This is a genomic window from Pseudomonas sp. NPDC096925 (genome assembly GCF_044762545.1).
Taxonomy (GTDB): domain Bacteria; phylum Pseudomonadota; class Gammaproteobacteria; order Pseudomonadales; family Pseudomonadaceae; genus Aquipseudomonas.
Genome location: NZ_JBIWEM010000001.1, coordinates 447,148 through 466,794 on the forward strand (window position 1 = coordinate 447,148; position 19,647 = coordinate 466,794).

The window sequence follows — 19,647 nt, forward strand, 5'->3', positions numbered from 1 at the left end:
ATAATGGCGCGCTTCCATTTTTCCCGCCCGGGAGCCCCCGCGATGCTGCGTATCAGCCAAGAAGCCCTGACCTTCGACGATATCCTCCTTGTACCTGGCTATTCCGAGGTACTGCCTAATGAAGTCAGTCTCAAGACCCGTTTGACCCGTGGCATCGAGCTGAACATTCCGCTGGTTTCCGCCGCCATGGATACCGTGACCGAAGCGCGCCTGGCCATTGCCATGGCCCAGGAAGGCGGCATCGGCATCATCCACAAGAACATGACCATCGAGCAGCAGGCCAGCGAAGTCCGCAAGGTCAAGAAGTTCGAGGCTGGCGTGGTCAAGGACCCGATCACCATCGACGCCGACGCCACCGTGCGCGACCTGTTCGACCTGACCCGCCTGAACAACATCTCCGGCGTTCCGGTGCTGGCGAACGGCGACCTGGTCGGCATCGTCACCTCCCGTGACGTGCGCTTCGAAAGCCGCCTGGACGCCAAGGTCCGCGACGTGATGACCCCCAAAGAGCGCCTGGTCACCGTCCGCGAAGGCGCCAACAAGAACGAAGTCCGCGAGCTGCTGCACAAGCACCGCCTGGAAAAAGTCCTGATCGTTGACGACAAGTTCAACCTCAAGGGCATGATGACCGTCAAGGACATCGAAAAGGCCAAGGCCTACCCGCTGGCCAGCAAGGACGACCAGGGTCGCCTGCGCGTCGGCGCCGCAGTCGGCACCGGCAAGGACACCGGCGAGCGCGTTGCCGCCCTGGTGGCTGCTGGCGTTGACGTCGTGGTGGTCGACACCGCTCACGGTCACTCCAAAGGCGTGATCGACCGCGTTCGCTGGGTCAAGGAAACCTACCCGCAAGTACAGGTGATCGGCGGCAACATCGCCACCGGCGCTGCCGCCAAGGCTCTGGCCGAAGCTGGCGCCGACGCGGTCAAGGTCGGTATCGGCCCAGGCTCGATCTGCACCACCCGTATCGTTGCCGGTGTCGGCGTGCCGCAAATCAGCGCCATCGCCAACGTTGCCGCTGCACTGGAAGGCACTGGCGTGCCGCTGATCGCCGACGGCGGCATCCGCTTCTCGGGTGACCTGTCCAAGGCCATCGTTGCCGGTGCTTCCTGCGTGATGATGGGTTCGATGTTCGCCGGTACCGAAGAGGCTCCGGGTGAAGTCGAACTGTTCCAGGGCCGTTCCTACAAGGCTTACCGCGGCATGGGCTCGCTGGGTGCCATGGCACAGGCGCAAGGCTCGTCCGACCGCTACTTCCAGGACTCCTCGGCCGGCGCCGAGAAGCTGGTACCGGAAGGCATCGAAGGCCGTGTTCCCTACAAGGGCGCCCTGGCCGCGATCATCCACCAGCTGATGGGCGGCCTGCGTTCGTCCATGGGCTATACCGGCAGCGCAACCATCGAAGAGATGCGCACCAAGCCGGAGTTCGTACGCATCACCGGTGCCGGCATGGCCGAGTCCCACGTGCATGACGTGCAGATCACCAAAGAAGCCCCTAACTACCGCGTAGGCTGAGGCTTCCAGCTACAACAGAAAGCGGGGCTGTCACGACAGCCCCGCGTCGTTTCCGATTTCCACTGACGAGATTGAGTCATGGCCCTCGACATTCACGCTCACCGCATCCTGATCCTCGATTTCGGTTCCCAGTACACTCAGCTGATCGCCCGCCGCGTGCGCGAAATCGGCGTGTACTGCGAGCTGCATCCGTTCGACATGGACGATGAAGCGATCCGCGAATTCAACCCGCGTGGCATCATCCTCGCCGGCGGCCCCGAGTCGGTCCACGAAGCTAACAGCCCACGCGCCCCGCAGGCGGTGTTCGACCTGAACGTACCGGTACTGGGCATCTGCTACGGCATGCAGACCATGGCCGAACAGATGGGCGGCAAGGTCGAAGGTTCCGACCTGCGTGAGTTCGGTTATGCCCGCGTTGACGTGGTCGGCAAGAGCCGCCTGCTCGATGGCATCGAAGACCACATCGACGCCGACGGCGTGCTGGGCCTGGACGTGTGGATGAGCCACGGCGACAAGGTCACCCAGATGCCGGGCAACTTCCACGTGCTGGCCAGCACCCCGAGCTGCCCGATCGCCGGCATGTTCGACGACGCGCGCGGCTACTACGGCGTGCAGTTCCACCCGGAAGTGACCCACACCAAGCAGGGCGGTCGCATCCTGTCCCGCTTCGTGCAGGACATCTGCGGCTGTGAAGCCCTGTGGACCCCGTCCAACATCGTCGAAGACGCCATTGCCCAGGTGCGTGAGCAGGTCGGTTCGGCCAACGTCCTGCTGGGCCTGTCCGGCGGCGTCGACAGCTCGGTGGTTGCTGCGCTGCTGCACCGCGCCATCGGCGACCAGCTGACCTGCGTATTCGTCGACAACGGCCTGCTGCGCCTGCACGAAGGCGACCAGGTGATGGCCATGTTCAAGGAGAACATGGGCGTCAAGGTCATCCGTGCCGACGCTGAAAAGCAGTTCCTCGACAACCTGGCCGGCGAAGCCGACCCGGAGAAGAAGCGCAAGATCATCGGCCGCACCTTCATCGACGTGTTCGATGCCGAAGCCAGCAAACTGGAAAACATCCAGTTCCTCGCCCAGGGCACCATCTACCCGGACGTGATCGAGTCGGCTGGCGCCAAGAGCGGCAAGGCCCACGTGATCAAGTCGCACCACAACGTTGGTGGCCTGCCGGAGGAAATGAACCTCAAGCTGGTCGAGCCGCTGCGTGAACTGTTCAAGGACGAAGTGCGCAAGATCGGCCTGGAGCTGGGCCTGCCGTACGACATGGTCTACCGCCACCCGTTCCCAGGCCCGGGCCTGGGCGTGCGCATCCTCGGTGAAGTGAAGAAGGAATACGCCGACATCCTGCGTCGCGCCGACCACATCTTCATCGAAGAGCTGCGCAAGGCCGACTGGTACCACAAGACCAGCCAGGCATTCGTGGTGTTCCAGCCGGTCAAGTCGGTGGGTGTCGTTGGCGACGGCCGTCGCTACGCCTGGGTCGTGGCCCTGCGTGCCGTCGAGACCGTGGACTTCATGACCGCGCGCTGGGCGCACCTGCCGTACGAGCTGCTGGAAACCGTCAGCGGCCGTATCATCAACGAAATCGACGGTATCTCGCGCGTGACCTACGACGTGTCGAGCAAGCCGCCGGCCACTATCGAGTGGGAATAAGTTGAGCCACAAGGGCGCCGCAAGGCGCCCTTGTTGTATCTGCCCTCTGTATCGGCCTGTTCGCGGGCGCGCCCGCTCCACAGGTAAAGCGCAGCTTTCAAATGCTGTGGTGTCCTTGTGGGAGCGGGCTTGCCCGCGAAGAGGCCAGCGCAGGCAAAAACGAGACTTCACTTAATCTTTCCCATTTGCAGGTGTATCGTATTCGCCCTTCATCGCCAGCCATGCTGGCAGCTTGATTGCGCAGAACACGAGGTACCCGCACCGATGTCCTTCACCCGTCGACAAATGCTCAAGGGCCTGACCGGCCTGGTTGTGGTTGGCCTGGGCGCCGGTGGCGCAGCGCGTTACTGGCTGGGCAAGGTCGAAGACGACAACGCCGGCCACGACTACGAGCTCATCGCCGCCCCTCTGGACGTCGAGTTGGTGCCTGGGCACAAGACCGAGGCCTGGGCCTTCGGCCCGTCGGCACCGGGTACCGAACTGCGCGTGCGCCAGGGCACCTGGCTGCGGGTGCGCTTCATCAACCACCTGCCGGTCGAAACCACCATCCACTGGCACGGCATCCGCCTGCCGCTGGAAATGGACGGCGTGCCCTATGTGTCGCAGCTGCCGGTCAAGCCGGGCGAGTACTTCGACTACAAGTTCCGCGTGCCGGACGCCGGCAGCTACTGGTACCACCCGCACGTCAGCAGCTCCGAGGAACTGGGGCGGGGCCTGGTCGGCCCGCTGATCGTCGAGGAGCGCGAGCCGACCGGCTTTCAGCATGAGCGCACGCTCAGCCTGAAGAACTGGCACGTGGACGAGCAGGGCGCCTGGTTGCCTTTCAGCATTCCGCGTGAGGCCGCGCGCAACGGCACCGCCGGGCGCCTGATCACCATCAATGGCCAGGCCGATTCGGTCACCGAACTGCCAGCCGGCCAGGTGGTGCGAGTGCGCCTGCTGAACCTGGACAACACCTGGACCTACCGCATCAACCTCAAGGGCAACTGCGAGGCAAGAATCTATGCCCTGGACGGCAACCCGGTAACCCCGCGCCCATTGGACGATGACTACTGGCTCGGCCCAGGCATGCGTATCTGCCTGGCTATCCGTATTCCCGAGGCGGGCGAGGAAATCTCCCTGCGCGACGGCTTCGTGCGCCTGGGCACCTTGCGTTCGGTGGCCAGCAACGACGCGCCGAGCGACTGGCCACCGGCGCTGCCGCCCAACCCGATCGCCGAGCCGGACCTGGAGAATGCCGAAAAGCTGAACTTCAATTTCGAGTGGGCGGCGAAAGTCTCGGTCACTACGGACCAGGACAGGCCGTCGAGCATGTGGCAGATCAACGGCCAGGCCTGGGATATCACCGACAAGACCTGCGCCGAGCGGCCGATCGCCACGCTGAAGCAGGGCAAGAGCTACATCTTCGAGCTGAAGAACATGACCCAGTACCAGCACCCGATCCACCTGCACGGCATGAGCTTCAAGGTGATCGGCTCCAACCGCCATGACATCAAGGAACCGTGGTTCACCGACACCTACCTGCTGGGCAAGAACGAGCGCGCCCAGGTGGCGCTGGTGGCAGATAACCCGGGCACCTGGATGTTCCACTGCCACGTCATCGACCACATGGAAACCGGCCTGATGGCCGCGATAGCGGTGGTCTGATGCGCCCGCAGATCATCGATCGCAGCCGTGATCAGGAATTCATGCGCCTGGCCCTGACCCTGGCCGCCGAAGGCGCGGCAATGGGGGAGGTGCCGGTGGGCGCGGTGCTGGTGCAGCATGGGCAGGTGATCGGGCAGGGCTTCAACCGGCCGATCATCGACAGTGACCCCAGTGCGCATGCCGAGATGGTGGCCATTCGCGCGGCAGCGAAATCCGCCAGTAACTACCGGCTGCCCGGCAGCACCCTGTACGTGACCCTGGAGCCGTGCAGCATGTGTGCGGGGTTGATCGTGCATTCGCGGGTGATGCGGGTGGTGTACGGCGCGCTGGAGCCCAAGGCGGGGATCGTGCAGAGTCAGGGGCAGTTCTTCGGGCAGGGCTTCCTCAACCACCGGGTGATGGTGGAGGGCGGGGTACTGGCGGAGGAGTGCGGGCAGATCCTCAGTGACTTCTTCAAGGCTCGCCGGGCCAAGTCTTGACCTGTACCGGCCCCTTCGCGGGTAAACCCGCTCCTACAGGAATACCACTATCTTCAAAACCAGTGATGTACCTGTGGGAGCGGGTTTACCCGCGAAGAGGCCGGTACAGGCCTACATCGGCGGCGACTGCTCCGCCGGCTTGTCCTTGTTCACCCCGGGCACATGCAGGCTGCCCTCGGCCACCTGGCCTTCGAGCTGCGGTTGGGTCACCCAGGTGAGGATGTCGTAGTAGCGGCGGATGTTGGCCACGAAATGCACCGGTTCGCCGCCCCGGGCATACCCATACTTGGTCTGCCGATACCACTGCTTCTGCGATAGCCGCGGCAGCATCTTCTTCACGTCCAGCCACTTGTTCGGGTTGAGCTTCTCGCGCCTGGCCAGGGTGCGGGCGTCTTCCAGGTGGCCGGTGCCGACGTTGTAGGCGGCCAGGGCGAACCAGGTGCGGTCCGGTTCCTGGATGCTGTCGTCGAGCTCTTCCTTGATCTTCATGAAGTATTTGGCGCCGCCCTGGATGCTCTGCTTCGGGTCCAGGCGGTTGGACACGCCCATGGCCTGGGCGGTGCGCTGGGTCAGCATCATCAGGCCGCGCACACCGGTCTTGGAGGTGACCTCGGGCTGCCACATCGATTCCTGGTAGCCGATGGCGGCCAGCAGGCGCCAGTCCACCTGCTCGACCTTGGCGTAGCTCTTGAAGTGCTTCTCGTACTTGGGCAGGCGCTGCTGCAGGTGCTGGGCAAAGGTATAGGCACCCACATATCCCAGTACGTCGACATGGCCGTAGTAGCGGTCCTTCAGGCGTTGCAGGGTGCCGTTCTTCTGCGCCTTGTCGAGGAACTCGTTGACCTCGTTGAGCAGGCTGTTGTCATCACCGGCCGCCACCGCCCAGCGTTGGTCGCGGGTGTCGCCCAGGTCGAAGGCAACCCGCACGTTGGGGAAGTACACCTGGTTCATCGCCAGCTCGTTGGAGTCGACCAGGGTCAGGTCGATCTGCCCTTCGTCGACCATGCGCAGCAGGTCGACCACCTCGACGGCGTCGGATTCTTCGTATTCCAGGCCCGGGTACTGCTTTTTCAGCTCGGCCAGCTGGTCGGCGTGGCTGCTGCCCTTGAGCACCATGATCTTCTTGCCGACCAGGCCCTTGGCATCGGTGGGCCGCGTGCGGCCGTTGCGGTAGATGACCTGTGGGGTCACTTCCAGGTAAGGGTGGGAGTACTTCACCTGGGCCTTGCGCCGTTCGCTGGTGACCAGGCCGGCCGCCGCCAGCACCGGGCCGGAGGGTTTGCCGAGGCTATCGTACAACTCGTCGAGGTTATCGGCGGTCTCGATCTGCAGCTTCACGCCGAGATCCTCGGCGAAATGCTGGACCAGCTCGTACTCGAAGCCGGTTTCGCCGTTGCGGTCCTGGAAATAGGTGGCCGGGCTGTTGCGGGTGATCACGCGCAGCACGCCATCCTCCTTCACGCGCTCGAGAGTGCTGGGTTTTTCAACGCAGGCACCGAGCAACAGAAAGAGTCCGGTTGCGAAAAGCCATCTGGCGCAACGCTGGCGCAAAGCAGTGTGGGCGAACATAGGTTGCAGTATACGCAAAGGACTGGCCCAACCATATCTCGACAACTGTTAGCTTGTCTGGTAGCGGGTTCTGTGGTGTGGGTGCCTGCCTATGGAGGTTTGGCGCCTGTGAGATTGAGCGCCGCCCGCGCGGCGCATCGCGAGCGAAGCTCGCTCCTACATTTGTTTCGGGCCAGTATCGCCTGTGCCAACGCGCGCGACCGCCTTGTCCGTACGGCGCGATATCGAGCCATGCGCCAAGGCGTTCGCGCGCAAATCCCACAGGAATAATTGGCCCGAAACAAATGTAGGAGCGAGCTTCGCTCGCGATGCGCCGCGCGGGCGGCGCTCGATCTCACAGGCGCCGGACCGGCAACGACGAACACCTGAATTTCTGACCCGAAAGTCCGGTTCCGCCGCCCGGCAGCCGTGGCTTAGAGCGGGTGCCGAAACCCTTTGAATTAGGCTAGAATGCACGGCCTCTAAGCACACCCCTTCCTGAGGCTGTCCCGACGATGTTGATCCTGCGCGGCGCTCCTGCCCTTTCTGCCTTTCGCCACGGTAAATTACTCGAGCAACTGAGCCAGAAAGTTCCCGCTGTTACTGGTTTGTATGCCGAATTCGCCCACTTCGCCGATGTCGACGGCGAGCTGACCGCCGACCAGCAGCAGGTGCTGGGCCGTCTGCTCAAGTACGGCCCGAGCGTGCCGGTACAGGAGCCGAGCGGCCGCCTGTTCCTGGTCGTGCCGCGCCTGGGCACCATTTCGCCCTGGGCCAGCAAGGCCAGCGACATTGCCCACAACTGCGGCCTGCAGTCGATCCAGCGCCTGGAGCGCGGTATCGCCTACTACGTTGCCGGCAGCCTGAGCGAAGCCGACGCCGAACTGATCGCCGCCGAGCTGCACGACCGCATGACCCAGCGCGTGCTCGGCCAGCTGGAGCAGGCCGCTGACCTGTTCAGCCATGCCCAGCCAAAGCCGATGACCTCGGTGGACATCCTCGCCGGTGGCCGTGACGCCCTGGCCAAGGCCAACATCGACCTGGGCCTGGCCCTGGCCGAAGACGAGATCGACTACCTGGTCAACGCCTTCCAGGGTCTCAAGCGCAACCCGAACGACATCGAACTGATGATGTTCGCCCAGGCCAACTCCGAGCACTGCCGCCACAAGATCTTCAACGCCAGTTGGGACATCGACGGCCAGGCTCAGGAAAAGAGCCTGTTCGGCATGATCAAGAACACCTACCAGATGCACAACGAAGGTGTGCTGTCTGCGTACAAGGACAACGCCTCGGTGATCGTCGGCAACGTTGCCGGCCGTTTCTTCCCGAACCCTGAAACCCGCCAGTACGGTGCGGTACAGGAGCCGGTGCACATCCTGATGAAGGTGGAAACCCACAACCACCCGACCGCCATTGCCCCGTTCTCCGGCGCCTCCACCGGCTCCGGCGGCGAAATCCGCGACGAAGGCGCGACCGGCCGTGGTGCCAAGCCCAAGGCCGGCCTGACCGGCTTCACCGTGTCCAACCTGCGTATCCCGGGCTTCGAACAGCCGTGGGAGCAGGCCTACGGCAAGCCTGAGCGCATCGTCGACGCCCTCGACATCATGATCGAAGGCCCGCTGGGTGGCGCTGCGTTCAACAACGAATTCGGTCGCCCGGCCCTGACCGGTTACTTCCGTACCTTCGAGCAGGCCATCAACACCCCGCACGGTGAAGAAGTGCGCGGCTACCACAAGCCGATCATGCTGGCCGGTGGCATGGGCAACATCCGTGAAGACCACGTGCAGAAGGGTGAGATCACTGTCGGCGCCAAGCTGATCGTGCTCGGTGGCCCGGCCATGCTGATCGGCCTGGGCGGCGGCGCCGCTTCGTCGGTGGCGACCGGTGCCAGCTCGGCTGACCTGGACTTTGCTTCGGTACAGCGCGAAAACCCGGAAATGGAGCGCCGTTGCCAGGAGGTCATCGACCGCTGCTGGCAGCTGGGCGACAAGAACCCGATCGCCTTCATCCACGACGTCGGCGCCGGCGGTATCTCCAACGCCTTCCCTGAGCTGGTCAACGACGGTGGCCGTGGTGGCCGCTTCGAGCTGCGCAACGTGCCCAACGACGAGCCGGGCATGGCCCCGCACGAAATCTGGAGCAACGAATCGCAAGAGCGTTACGTGCTGGCCGTCAGCGCCGTCGACTTCGAGCGCTTCAAGGCCATCTGCGAACGTGAGCGTTGCCCGTTTGCCGTAGTGGGTGAAGCGACTGAAGAGCAACACCTGACCGTAAGCGACAGCCACTTCGGCAACACGCCGGTAGACATGCCGCTCGATGTGCTGCTGGGCAAGCCACCACGCATGCACCGTTCGGTTACCCGCGAAGCCGAGCTGGGCGATGACTTCGACCCGAGCAAGCTGGACCTGGACAACGCCGTTCAGCGCGTCCTCAGCCACCCGGCCGTGGCCAGCAAGAGCTTCCTGATCACCATCGGCGACCGCACCATCACTGGCCTGGTCGCTCGTGACCAGATGGTCGGCCCGTGGCAGGTACCGGTGGCCGACTGCGCCGTCACCGCCACCAGCTTCGACGTCTACACCGGTGAAGCCATGGCCATGGGCGAGCGTACCCCGCTGGCGCTGCTGGATGCCCCGGCGTCCGGCCGCATGGCCATTGGCGAGACACTGACCAACCTGGCCGCTGCACGCATCGAGAAGCTGTCCGACATCAAACTGTCGGCCAACTGGATGTCCGCCGCCGGCCACCCGGGTGAAGACGCCCGCCTGTACGACACCGTCAAGGCTGTCGGCATGGAGCTGTGCCCGGAGCTGGGCATCACCATTCCGGTCGGCAAAGACTCGATGTCGATGAAGACCAAGTGGAGCGACGAGGGCGTCGAGAAGAGCGTCACCTCGCCAATGTCGCTGATCATCACCGGCTTCGCCCCGGTCACCGACATCCGCAAGACCCTGACCCCGCAACTGCGCATGGACAAGGGTGAAACCGACCTGATCCTGATCGACCTGGGCCGTGGCAAGAACCGCATGGGCGCCTCGATCCTGGCCCAGACCTACGGCAAGATCGCTGCCCAGGCACCGGACGTCGACGATGCCGAAGACCTCAAGGCCTTCTTCGCCGTGATCCAGGGCCTGAACGCCGACGGTCACCTGCTGGCCTACCACGACCGTTCCGACGGCGGCCTGGTTACCACCGTGCTGGAAATGGCCTTCGCCGGCCACTGCGGCCTCGACCTGCACCTCGACCCGCTGACCGACAGCCGTGGCGACGTACCGGCCATCCTCTTCAACGAAGAGCTGGGCGCGGTCATCCAGGTTCGCCAGGATGCCACTCCGGACGTGCTGGCACAGTTCAGCGCCGCTGGCCTGGGTGAGTGCGTCGCGGTGATCGGCAAGCCGATCAACAACGGTGAAGTGTCCATCAGCCTGAACGGCGAAGTGCTGTTCGACGACGACCGCCGCATGCTGCAGCGCCAGTGGGCCGAGACCAGCTACCAGATCCAGCGCCTGCGTGACAACGCCGACTGCGCCGACCAGGAATTCGACCTGCTGCTCGAAGAGGACAACCCGGGCCTGTCGGTCAAGCTGGGCTTCGACGTCAACGACGACATCGCCGCGCCGTACATCAAGAAGGGTGTGCGCCCGCAAGTGGCCATCCTGCGCGAGCAGGGCGTCAACGGCCAGGTCGAGATGGCTGCCGCCTTCGACCGCGCCGGCTTCGCTGCCATTGACGTGCACATGAGCGATATCCTCGCCGGCCGTGTCGACTTCGAAGCCTTCAAGGGCCTGGTCGCCTGCGGTGGCTTCTCCTACGGTGACGTGCTGGGTGCCGGTGAAGGCTGGGCCAAGTCGGCCCTGTTCAACAGCCGCGCCCGTGATGCCTTCCAGGCCTTCTTCGAGCGTACCGACAGCTTCGCCCTGGGCGTGTGCAACGGTTGCCAGATGATGTCCAACCTGCACGAGCTGATCCCGGGCACCGAGCACTGGCCGCACTTCGTGCGCAACCGCTCGGAGCAGTTCGAGGCGCGTGTGGCCATGGTCGAAGTGCAGAAGTCCAACTCGATCTTCCTGCAGGGCATGGCCGGTTCGCGCATGCCGATCGCCATCGCCCACGGTGAAGGCCATGCCGAGTTCGCCAGCGAAGAAGCACTGCTGGCAGCCGACCTGTCCGGTTGCGTGGCCCTGCGCTACGTCGACAACCACGGCAAGGTCACCGAAGCCTACCCGGCCAACCCGAACGGCTCGCCGCGTGGTATCACCGGCCTCACCAGCCGCGACGGCCGCGTGACCATCATGATGCCGCACCCGGAGCGTATGTTCCGTGCCGTGCAGAACTCCTGGCGCCCGGATGAGTGGCAGGAAGATGCCGCGCTGATGCGCATGTTCCGCAACGCACGGGTGTGGGTGAACTAAGGCGTGTACAAGCTCGCCTTCTTCGTCCCCGCCAGCCACGTCGAAGTGGTCAAGGCCGCTGTGTTCGCCGCTGGTGGCGGGCGCATCGGCGACTATGACCACTGCGCCTGGCAAACCCTGGGCCAGGGCCAGTTTCGCCCGTTGGACGGCAGCCAGCCGTTCCTCGGGCAGGCCGGTCAGGTCGAGGTGGTGGAGGAGTGGAAGGTGGAGCTGGTGGTGGCTGACGAGCTGATTGTCCAGGCCGTCGCTGCACTCAAGCAGAGCCACCCGTACGAGACGCCAGCCTACGAAGTCTGGCGGCTCGCCGAGTTCTAGACCGCATCAAGGCTATTCGCGGGCACGCCCGCTCCCACAGGGATATCACAATCTTCAGAACCTGTGATATCCCTGTGGGAGCGGGCGTGCCCGCGAAAGGGCCCTACAATCCAGCCACAATCTCCTTGCCAGGCTCTGGCCGCTTCAACATCCCACAAGCCAGCAACCCCACCTCGAACAGCACCCACATCGGCACCGCCAGCATCGTCTGCGAAAACACATCCGGCGGCGTCAGGATCATCCCCACCACAAAGCAGCCGACGATCACGTAGGGCCTGCTGCGCCGCAACATAGCCACATCGGCCAACCCCACCCAGACCACGATAAACGTCGCCACCGGGATCTCGAACGCCAGCCCGAACGCCAGGAACAGTGCCAGGATAAAGTCCAGGTACTGGCTGATATCGGTCATCATCGCCACGCCTTCCGGTGTCACGCTGGCAAAGAAACCGAACATCATCGGGAACACCAGGAAGAACGCGAAGGCCATGCCGGCATAGAACAGCACGATGCTCGACACCAGTAGCGGAAGGGCAATGCGCCGTTCGCGGCGGTACAGCCCCGGCGCCAGAAAGCCCCAGGCCTGGTGCAGCAGCAGCGGCATGGCCACGAACAGTGCGCACATCGCGGTCAGCTTGAACGGCGTCAGGAACGGCGAAGTGACGCTGGTGGCGATCATGCTCGCGCCTTCCGGCAAGAAGCGCCGCAGCGGTTCGGAAATCAGCGTGTACAACGTCTGGGCGAAGGGGAACAGCCCGGCGAACACCAGCGCCACCAGTGCCAGGCAACGCACCAGTCGTTTGCGCAGGTCGCGCAGGTGTTCGGTCAGCGGCATGCTCGCCGCCGGGTCCATGGCAATACTCATGAAGCGTTTTCCTTGGGGGAAGTAACCGTAGCCGCATCATTGGCCGGCTCCGCGTTCAGGGTGATGCCCTGGCGGATCTCCTGTTCCAGGCGCTGCAAAGGCGCACTGTCGAGATTGGGTAGCTCGACAGCGCGCAGGTCGATCTCCCGCTCCACCTGCGTGCGCAAGGCGTGCATGGCCCGGCGCGCCTGGCCCAGGCCACGGCCAAGCGTGCGCGCCGCCACCGGCAGACGTTCCGGGCCCAGCACCAGTAGCGCGACGATGCCGACCAGCAGCAACTCGCTGAAGCCTACCTCGAACATCAGGCCTGACGATCCGCTTGAGGCTGTTGCGTGGCCTGGCCAGCCAGCGGGGCCTGCTGCTGTACGTGCGCCTGGCCAGGGGCGTTGGCGTCATTGTCGCCGCCCATGGACTTGCGAAAGCCCTGGATCGCCTCGCCCACATCGCTACCCAGGCCCTTGAGGCGCCTGGTACCAAACAGCAGGAATACGATCAGCAGTACGATCACCAGTTGCCAGATTCCAATGCCACCCATTGCGACCACTCCTGTAAGGTCATGAAAAGGAAGGGCAATCCTGCCTCGCGTAGATGACGTGCACATGACGAACGGTCACTGCCATCTACCTGCAACACCTGGCGTGTTGACTGGCGTCTTTATTTGGCGACAGAGGCAGGCAAGGATGGGTGGCAGGCAACAGCGGGGCGTGGCCCTGCTGATGGTGATGGTGGTGCTGGCGATGCTGGCGGCGGGCATGGCCTGGCTGGTGGAAGATGGCCGGCGCCAGGTCGAAGACGTGCGCCTGTTGCACCAGCGGGTGCAAGCGCGGGCGATGGAACAGGCCGGCCTGGCCTATGCCGAGCAGGCCCTGCGTGACCCCAGCTGGCGGCTTAGCCCGCTGTTCTGGCAGGCCTTGCGCGGGCAGCCGCTGAACTATGATTTTGGCGCTGGCCAGGCGCAGTTGCGGGTGCGCGACCAGCACACCTGCTTCAACGTCAATGCGCTGCTCGGCGCTGATGGCGAGCGTGCCGCGCGCCAGTTGCGTTATCTGCTGGGTGACGACATGGCTGCCGAGCGCCTGGTCGATGCCTTGGCTGACTGGCTCGATGCCGACAGCGATGCCCGCCTGCAGGGCGCCGAAAGCGCCCAGTATTTGCGCCAGCAACCACCGCGCCTGGCGGCCAACCAGCCGATGCTCGATACCAGCGAGCTGAACCTGCTACTCGAGCCGGACGCCAGCCGCCAGAGCCGTTACCCGATGCTGTGTGCCTTGCCGCAGACCACTGGTTGGCGGCTGAATGCCAATGCCCTGGGGCTGGAGCATCTGCCGTTGCTGGAGGCGCTGTATGAAGGGCGTTATCCGCGCTCGTTGCTCAGCCGCATTATCGGCGGCCGGCCGGCGTCGGGGTATGTGGATGCAGCTGCGTTACGCCAGGCGCTGGGGGCAGTGGATGACGAAACCTTCGAACGGTTGAGCGAAGGGCTGCTGTTGAACAGTGGGTATTTCCTGTTGCAGCTGTCGTTCGCGGAGGAAGGGCGGGTGATACGCAGCGAGTTCCAGGTGGAGGCACTGGGGGTGGTGCAATGGCATGCCCGGGTGCCGGCGCAGCAGGTGCGGGTGCGCAGCCGCGAGCCGATGGCCTGGTAAAGCTTTAAATAGCCGGGGCCGCAAAGCGGCCCCTGTACGCCGATCTAATCTCCCCGCTATCTGGTCTTGCGTTTACCGGCATCTGCTTGCCACCGGTATACCAAGGGGTTGCGACAGCCCCTCTGAACTGTAAAAACAAGTCTAATTACGGTTAATCATATGAAAGAGATCTTCAGGCGGTCTGCCTCGAATGGTCGATATAGATGCTTCGACGGCTCCTCTTTCGAGATAAAGCTGGGTTGAGATTTGGGCGGCCAAAGCGAGGCCGATGCTATTTGTCGCATGGTGTGTTACATAAGCAGCTGTAACGCCGGCGGCAAAATTTTCGACGCGGTTAACCACTGTGGTTGATAAGGGCTCCAGCACTTCGGGGCTATTAATGATATTGTTTCCTATCGTTGCAGCAAACTCGAGGTCATCAATGTGTAGAGAAATATGAGGTGAGGCCGGTGCTGGTGTTTGTCCGGTTCTATGTAAGTTTATTCGTAAATTTGAGCTTTGCCAGTTGCTTCCTCCGATACGTAGCTGTGGTCTATCTACAGAAAGAGTTGGAAGCTGACCGGTCAGCCAATTTACTCCCCGCTTCAGCCATTCCCACCATTGTCCACTTGGGTCATTCCGGTTGATGGGATCGTTCTGGCAATAGCAGTAGCCGTTAGGCCCGCCCTTGCGAAACGGAGACTGAGTATCAGGTTGGAGAAATCGCCCTGATCTGGGGCTGTAGAATCGGTGTCCATTGCCGAGTGCATAACAGTCCAGCATTCTATCAAGCCGCTGCCCGCTGAAGGCAACAAGATGTGCTGATGGAGCTGTGTGCAGGAAACCATAGGGTGAATAGTTCTGCTGCGTGCTGCCAGGAATACCGCGCAATGCGGTGTTTGCATTGTCAGACTGCAAGATTTGACTGGTTGTTCTTTTTGTATCCAGTTCTGCTAATGCAATACCATTGGCCCAGAGCAGGTGACGTGTGCTGTCACTTGCTTGGCAAACCAATTGGTCACCTTGAAAGAAAAAGTTTTTCCTTTTTGGCTGGAGCGTTGTTAGTTGCATATGCTTGGGCCGCGGAGTCGTAGGTGGTGGAATGATTTTCTACAGACTGGCGGCTGTCTACTGGCAGAATTATCAGGTGGCCGTTCCTACAAAGGATTGCATAACCTCTATAGGAACAGCCTTATGTCGCGATAGGGCCGCAAAGCGACTCTTGTGGGAAGATCGGTCAGACAGTCCCGATTTCCCCACCATCGATACGCTGAATCACCACCGTCGCAGCCCGCGGCCTTACCGTGGTGCCTGCCGGGGTGGCATCGGTGGCCTTGTCGGTATACGGCCAGTTACCCGGGTGCTGGATGTTGACGAACAGTGTCTTGTTGTCCGGGGTAAAGGTAATCCCGGTCACTTCGCACTCGTTCGGCCCGACGAAGAAGCGGCGCAGGTCCACCTGGTTCTGCGCGTTCACCGGCACCTGCTTGCCGCTGGCATCCACCAGTTGGGTAGGGATCACCGCCAGCAATTGGTCGTTGGTGTAGTCGGTCACGGTGCTCTCGCCGTTGTCGGTCTCGAACCACAGCACGCCACGGCTATCGAAGCTCATGCCGTCCGGGCTGGCGAACTGGTTCAGTTCGGTCAGGCCAGAGCGGTTGATGTCGGCGGTGCCGGCAGCGTTGGCGCCGAACACGAAGATGTCCCAGGTGAAGCTCAGGTGGTCGTCGCTGTCGTGCCAGCGGATGATGTGGCCGTGACGGTTCGGGCCGCGCGGGTTGGCTGCATCGGCCTTTTCTGGCGTGCGCGCGCTGTTGTTGGTCAGGGTCAGGTACACGTCGCCGTTGAGCGGGTTGACCGTGGTCCACTCCGGGCGGTCCATCGGCGTTGCGCCCACGGCATCGGCGGCACCACGGGTGTTGAGGATGATGCCCGGCAGGTCGCCAAACAGCGCGCCCAGGGTGCTACCGCCAGTGGTGGCGGTGGCCACGTCCAGCAACAGCCATACGCCAGTGCCGTCGGCATTGAAGCGGGCCACGTACAGCTTGCCCTGGTCGAGGTACTTGGCGCCGGTGGCCAGGCGGTCGGCCGGGTTGGCGTCGGCGGCGTCCCACACGGCGGTGGACACCCACTTGTACAGGTACTCGTTGTTCGAGTCGTCACCCATGTACCACACCAGCGGCTTGCCGGCGACGGGCAGGCCTGGGGCGCAGCCTTCGTGGCGGAAGCGGCCCAGCGCGGTGCGCTTGGTGGCCAGGGTGCTGCTGTTGTACGGGTCGATTTCAACGATGTAGCCGTAGGTGCTGGCTTCGTTGCGGTAGTCGTCGGTGGCGCTGGCGCCTTTGACGGTGACATCGAAACGGGCGAACTCGTCGGCCACTTCGCTGCTGTCACCGGCTGCGGTTTCCCACTTGTACTGGCCGCTGGAAGTGCCCACGCCAATGCGACGCTGGTCTTCGGGGCGGGTGCCCTTGTTGACGAAGATGCCTGGCCAGTTCTCTTCACAGGTCAGGTAGGTGCCCCACGGGGTGTAGCCGTTGCCGCAGTTGTTGTTGGTGCCGCGGCAGTGGGTACCGGCGGTGGAATACTTGGTCTTGACATGGTCGGTACCCCGCAGCGGGCCGGTGATTTCCATGCGCGAAGCGGTAGTGAAGCGGCGGTTGAGCGGGTCGTTGTCGACCACCTGCCAGCGGCCACCGATTTTCTGCAGGCGCACCACGCCGGCGCCGTGGGCGTTGATTTCCTTGCGCACCTCCTCGGCCGGGCGCTTGCCGTTGACATCGGTGGTCGGGCCGGCCGGGTGCAGGGCGGCGGTGTCGATGTACTCGAAGTTGATCGCCAGCAGGCCGTCTTCGGAGCTGCCGTTGATGGGGAAGAAGTGCATGCCGTCATGGTGCATGCCCATGGCGTTGGCCTGGTCGGTCGAGGTGTTGCTGCCGTCGGGCTTCCACGGGTTGCCGTTGCTGTTGATCGGCGTGCCCCAGGGCGCCAGCACGTAGGCGCTGTAGCCGGCGGCAACCACGCAGGCGTCGGTGCGCGAGCCCGGGATGGACTGGAAGCCCAGTGCCAGTTTCGGCACTTCCGGCTCAGTCACGGGTGGCTCGGTGACCGGATTATCGTGATCGGAGCCACCACCGTCGAAGCAGCCTGTCAGGCCGGTACCGGCAATCATGGCGATGGCGGCGCCCAGGCTGCCGCGCATCACACTGCGGCGGCTCAGGTAAGCATCCATGACGTTGGCCATCGGCAGGTTGCCGCTTTGGTTCCGGTCCAGGTTGTCGCCGGTATCTCGACTCATCAGGGTGTCCTTATGTTGGCTGAGTTAGAGGAAACCGCGACTTTAGTGCGCAAATATGATGATTCATTGGCAGAAATGTTAAGGGGGTTTTAAAACAACTCGCTCTTAGAAGCATGGCCTACAGATCCATTTGGAATGACTGTCGGATTTCTGCCATCAAACTGTAATGCCAACGCCGCAACATCCGGGTCCCTGAATGAACATGGATAAGGATGGCAGGTTCGATGGCAAGCAGTGTGCACAGGCGCGAAGTGATTGGCTGGATGGGTGTCGGTGCCTTGGCACCGTTGCTCGGCGCCTGCTCCGCCTTCCCTGGCCAGCAGGGCGGCAACGCCCGCCTCGACCTGCTGTACGTGGCCGATACCCTCGATGCCCGCCAGCCTGGCCAGGCCGTGGTGCCGGCCACCCGCCTGGGGCCGGTCAGCCACCTGGGCCGCGCCCCCTGGATGACCGGCAGCAGCGCCAGTATCGCCTACCCGCGACTGGCGCCACTGCTCGATGCCAGCCAGGCTGCATCTGCCCAACTGGGCGGCTACGCGGTGCTGGCGGCGTTGCTGGAGCAATTGCGCGGCGAGGCTGGGGCGGGCAACAGCCTGACCCTGGAAAACGGCCAAGGCTGGAATGGCAGTGGCCTGGCTTACCTGACCCAGGGCGAAAGCGGCCTGCAGGGCAGCCAGCTGCTGGGCATCGAAGCACGGGTCAGCAGCGACGAGCGCGTGCTGTGGCCACAACGCAGCCCGGCGCTGTATCGCCAGGCTACCGCCGTTACCCTGGGCGCCGGGCTGGCGGACACGCAACGTCAGGCGTTGGGCCTGGAAGCCTTGCACATCTTCGAACGCGGCGGCGCACGTATTGCCGTGGTCGGCGTGACCGACCCCTACGCCCAGGACCAGAAAGCCTCTCTTAAACAGTGGTACCAGTCATTGCAGCCAGTGTTCGAACAGGCCCGGCGCGAGGCCGACCTGGTGGTGGCCATGGCCGATGTCGGTACCGGGCCGGGCCTGTGGCTGGCCGAGCGGGTGCCGCAGATCGACGTGCTGCTGTGCGCTCGTGGCCAGGACCTGTGGCCGGCGCCGGTCGAGGTGAGCCAGGCCAGCGGCCGCCGCGTGCCGGTGCTGTTCGCCGGGTGCCGGGGCAGCGGCGCCTTTCGCCTGCGCTGCCAGCGCGTGGCCGGGCTGTGGCAGTTCGACGGGCGTTTCTTCCCGGCCTTTGAACAACAGCTGGCACCCGCCGCACAGCAGCGTGTCGGGGCATTGCAGGCAGAACTGCGCCAGCAGCGCGCCGGCCATGCGGCCTGGCTCGACCAACCGCTGGCCCGCGCGCCCCAGGCGCTGTGGCGCCGCGACACCCGCGGCGGCAGTTGGGACCGCCTGCTGCATCAGGCCCTGGCCGACGACAGCAGCATGCCAGTGCTGCTGCCGGGCCTGCGTTATGACTACCCGCTGCCCGCCGGGGCGGCCATCACCCGTGAACACCTGATCAGTCTCACCGGTGGCTACCCGGCACCGGTGGTCGAAGCGCCGGCCCGGCAGGTCGAGCAAGTGCTGGAAAACGCCGCGGAGCAACTGTTCGGCGACCCGCTGCTGCTGGACAACAGCCAGGACCTGCCGCGCTGGCAGGGCCAGGCCTGGCGTGTCAGCTACAGCCCGCAAGGCAAGCGCATCAGTGGCCTGGAGCCGGTGCAGGGCCTGTGCCGCACCTTTGGCCTGCAATTCGAAACCCAGGCTGGCGAGCCGCTGTGGCAACGGGTCGAAGCCTGGCTCGCCCGGCAGCCGGCCGACTGGCAACTGGTGCCGCTGCAACTGCCCGAAGTGCGCTACGTACAGGGGCACCCGGGCTGGCACCCAAGGCAGCTGGCCTCGTGATGCTCGCCTCGCGCCTGCTGACTGGCGCCGGCCTGACCCTGGCCGGCTGGCTGGCCGCCCAGTGCGTGCTGCAACTGGGCCGCCAGCCGCAACCGGCCACTGCGCCCGCAGCGGCCAACAAGCCGCTGCCTGGCTTGATGGTCGGCCATTGGCAGGTACCCGTCGACGACGGTGCCATCGCCATCACCCACTTGCCGCTGCAATACCTCGGCGGCCTCAAGGCCCAGCCGCTGGCCTCCAGCGTGGTAGTGCTGCGCTATGGCGAGCAGGTGCGCACTTTGGCCCGCGGCCAGCGCCTGGCGCCAGGGATCGTGCTGCAGGACATCGACAGCGATGGCCTGATTTTCAACAACCAGGGGCGGCGTGAGCGCCTGCCCTGGCCGCCACGCCCCGCCGTGACCGGCTTCAAGCGGCAAGGATGAACG

General features: G+C 64.0%; 15 protein-coding genes. 9 read left to right on the top strand and 6 right to left on the bottom strand.

Features of this window, described 5'->3' with window-relative positions:
• The first annotated feature begins 42 nt into the window (after positions 1-42).
• The 4 genes from guaB to tadA all read left to right on the top strand — a co-directional run bounded on the left by guaB (position 43) and on the right by tadA (position 5,294).
• Positions 43-1,512: an IMP dehydrogenase gene (guaB, locus tag ACIQYU_RS02160; RefSeq protein ID WP_075043910.1), complete on the top strand. Its 1,470-nt coding sequence runs from the start codon at positions 43-45 to the stop codon at positions 1,510-1,512.
• Positions 1,513-1,590: 78 nt separating this feature from the next.
• On the top strand, positions 1,591-3,168 hold the full coding sequence (guaA, locus tag ACIQYU_RS02165; protein WP_013971139.1) for a glutamine-hydrolyzing GMP synthase: 1,578 nt from the start codon (positions 1,591-1,593) through the stop codon (positions 3,166-3,168).
• 264 nt (positions 3,169-3,432) lie between these two features.
• The gene (locus tag ACIQYU_RS02170; protein ID WP_402798076.1) at positions 3,433-4,815 is read left to right on the top strand and encodes a multicopper oxidase family protein; all 1,383 of its coding nucleotides are present in this window, start codon (positions 3,433-3,435) and stop codon (positions 4,813-4,815) included.
• The gene (tadA, locus tag ACIQYU_RS02175; RefSeq protein ID WP_207835811.1) at positions 4,815-5,294 is read left to right on the top strand and encodes a tRNA adenosine(34) deaminase TadA; all 480 of its coding nucleotides are present in this window, start codon (positions 4,815-4,817) and stop codon (positions 5,292-5,294) included. The genes ACIQYU_RS02170 and tadA overlap by 1 nt, the downstream gene beginning before the upstream one ends.
• Before the next feature lie 111 nt (positions 5,295-5,405).
• Here tadA and mltF read toward each other — a convergent pair whose 3' ends face one another.
• A complete protein-coding gene (gene mltF / locus ACIQYU_RS02180; protein ID WP_063911429.1) occupies positions 5,406-6,863 on the bottom strand; it encodes a membrane-bound lytic murein transglycosylase MltF in 1,458 nt (485 codons plus the stop codon).
• Positions 6,864-7,357: 494 nt separating this feature from the next.
• On the opposite strand from mltF, the gene purL reads away from it, so the two are divergent.
• Together purL and ACIQYU_RS02190 are read left to right on the top strand one after the other, a co-directional pair.
• Positions 7,358-11,254: a phosphoribosylformylglycinamidine synthase gene (gene purL, locus ACIQYU_RS02185; protein WP_063911430.1), complete on the top strand. Its 3,897-nt coding sequence runs from the start codon at positions 7,358-7,360 to the stop codon at positions 11,252-11,254.
• 3 nt (positions 11,255-11,257) lie between these two features.
• Positions 11,258-11,569: an NGG1p interacting factor NIF3 gene (locus ACIQYU_RS02190; RefSeq protein WP_233687231.1), complete on the top strand. Its 312-nt coding sequence runs from the start codon at positions 11,258-11,260 to the stop codon at positions 11,567-11,569.
• A 103-nt stretch (positions 11,570-11,672) separates the two neighbouring features.
• Here ACIQYU_RS02190 and tatC read toward each other — a convergent pair whose 3' ends face one another.
• Genes tatC through tatA form a run of 3 tightly spaced genes read right to left on the bottom strand, consistent with a single transcriptional unit; the run spans position 11,673 to position 12,969 of the window.
• Positions 11,673-12,434 carry a twin-arginine translocase subunit TatC gene (gene tatC / locus ACIQYU_RS02195; protein WP_402798079.1) on the bottom strand — a complete coding sequence of 254 codons (762 nt, stop codon included), beginning with the start codon at positions 12,432-12,434 and terminating at the stop codon, positions 11,673-11,675.
• On the bottom strand, positions 12,431-12,736 hold the full coding sequence (gene tatB, locus ACIQYU_RS02200) for a Sec-independent protein translocase protein TatB (RefSeq protein ID WP_241106316.1): 306 nt from the start codon (positions 12,734-12,736) through the stop codon (positions 12,431-12,433). Before tatB ends, tatC begins: the two co-directional genes overlap by 4 nt.
• On the bottom strand, positions 12,736-12,969 hold the full coding sequence (gene tatA / locus ACIQYU_RS02205; RefSeq protein ID WP_233693909.1) for a twin-arginine translocase TatA/TatE family subunit: 234 nt from the start codon (positions 12,967-12,969) through the stop codon (positions 12,736-12,738). The genes tatB and tatA overlap by 1 nt, the downstream gene beginning before the upstream one ends.
• Before the next feature lie 145 nt (positions 12,970-13,114).
• On the opposite strand from tatA, the gene gspK reads away from it, so the two are divergent.
• Positions 13,115-14,080 (top strand): type II secretion system minor pseudopilin GspK, encoded by a 966-nt coding sequence (gspK, locus tag ACIQYU_RS02210; protein ID WP_207835779.1) that lies wholly within the window; start codon positions 13,115-13,117, stop codon positions 14,078-14,080.
• Between the two features lie 141 nt (positions 14,081-14,221).
• On the opposite strand, the gene ACIQYU_RS02215 is transcribed toward gspK, so the two are convergent.
• The gene (locus tag ACIQYU_RS02215; protein ID WP_402798084.1) at positions 14,222-15,130 is read right to left on the bottom strand and encodes an RHS repeat-associated core domain-containing protein; all 909 of its coding nucleotides are present in this window, start codon (positions 15,128-15,130) and stop codon (positions 14,222-14,224) included.
• Between the two features lie 166 nt (positions 15,131-15,296).
• The gene (locus ACIQYU_RS02220) at positions 15,297-17,357 is read right to left on the bottom strand and encodes a PhoX family protein (RefSeq protein ID WP_402798086.1); all 2,061 of its coding nucleotides are present in this window, start codon (positions 17,355-17,357) and stop codon (positions 15,297-15,299) included.
• Between the two features lie 224 nt (positions 17,358-17,581).
• Between ACIQYU_RS02220 and ACIQYU_RS02225 the strand changes: the two genes are divergently transcribed.
• Complete coding sequence (locus ACIQYU_RS02225; protein WP_207835753.1) at positions 17,582-19,222, top strand: lipoprotein UxpA; 1,641 nt, start codon at positions 17,582-17,584, stop codon at positions 19,220-19,222.
• Positions 19,219-19,644 (top strand): pilus assembly protein PilZ, encoded by a 426-nt coding sequence (locus ACIQYU_RS02230; protein WP_207835750.1) that lies wholly within the window; start codon positions 19,219-19,221, stop codon positions 19,642-19,644. Before ACIQYU_RS02225 ends, ACIQYU_RS02230 begins: the two co-directional genes overlap by 4 nt.
• Positions 19,645-19,647: the final 3 nt, after the last annotated feature.

Excerpts from the sequence above, each read along its gene's own strand:
- guaB (WP_075043910.1), top strand. The coding sequence starts at position 43 with ATGCTGCGTATCAGCCAAGAAGCCCTGACCTTCGACGATATCCTCCTT.
- guaA (WP_013971139.1), top strand. The coding sequence starts at position 1,591 with ATGGCCCTCGACATTCACGCTCACCGCATCCTGATCCTCGATTTCGGT.
- ACIQYU_RS02170 (WP_402798076.1), top strand. The coding sequence starts at position 3,433 with ATGTCCTTCACCCGTCGACAAATGCTCAAGGGCCTGACCGGCCTGGTT.
- tadA (WP_207835811.1), top strand. The coding sequence starts at position 4,815 with ATGCGCCCGCAGATCATCGATCGCAGCCGTGATCAGGAATTCATGCGC.
- mltF (WP_063911429.1), bottom strand. The coding sequence starts at position 6,863 with ATGTTCGCCCACACTGCTTTGCGCCAGCGTTGCGCCAGATGGCTTTTC.
- purL (WP_063911430.1), top strand. The coding sequence starts at position 7,358 with ATGTTGATCCTGCGCGGCGCTCCTGCCCTTTCTGCCTTTCGCCACGGT.
- tatC (WP_402798079.1), bottom strand. The coding sequence starts at position 12,434 with ATGAGTATTGCCATGGACCCGGCGGCGAGCATGCCGCTGACCGAACAC.
- tatB (WP_241106316.1), bottom strand. The coding sequence starts at position 12,736 with ATGTTCGAGGTAGGCTTCAGCGAGTTGCTGCTGGTCGGCATCGTCGCG.
- tatA (WP_233693909.1), bottom strand. The coding sequence starts at position 12,969 with ATGGGTGGCATTGGAATCTGGCAACTGGTGATCGTACTGCTGATCGTA.
- gspK (WP_207835779.1), top strand. The coding sequence starts at position 13,115 with ATGGGTGGCAGGCAACAGCGGGGCGTGGCCCTGCTGATGGTGATGGTG.
- ACIQYU_RS02215 (WP_402798084.1), bottom strand. The coding sequence starts at position 15,130 with ATGCAACTAACAACGCTCCAGCCAAAAAGGAAAAACTTTTTCTTTCAA.
- ACIQYU_RS02220 (WP_402798086.1), bottom strand. The coding sequence starts at position 17,357 with ATGAGTCGAGATACCGGCGACAACCTGGACCGGAACCAAAGCGGCAAC.
- ACIQYU_RS02225 (WP_207835753.1), top strand. The coding sequence starts at position 17,582 with ATGGCAAGCAGTGTGCACAGGCGCGAAGTGATTGGCTGGATGGGTGTC.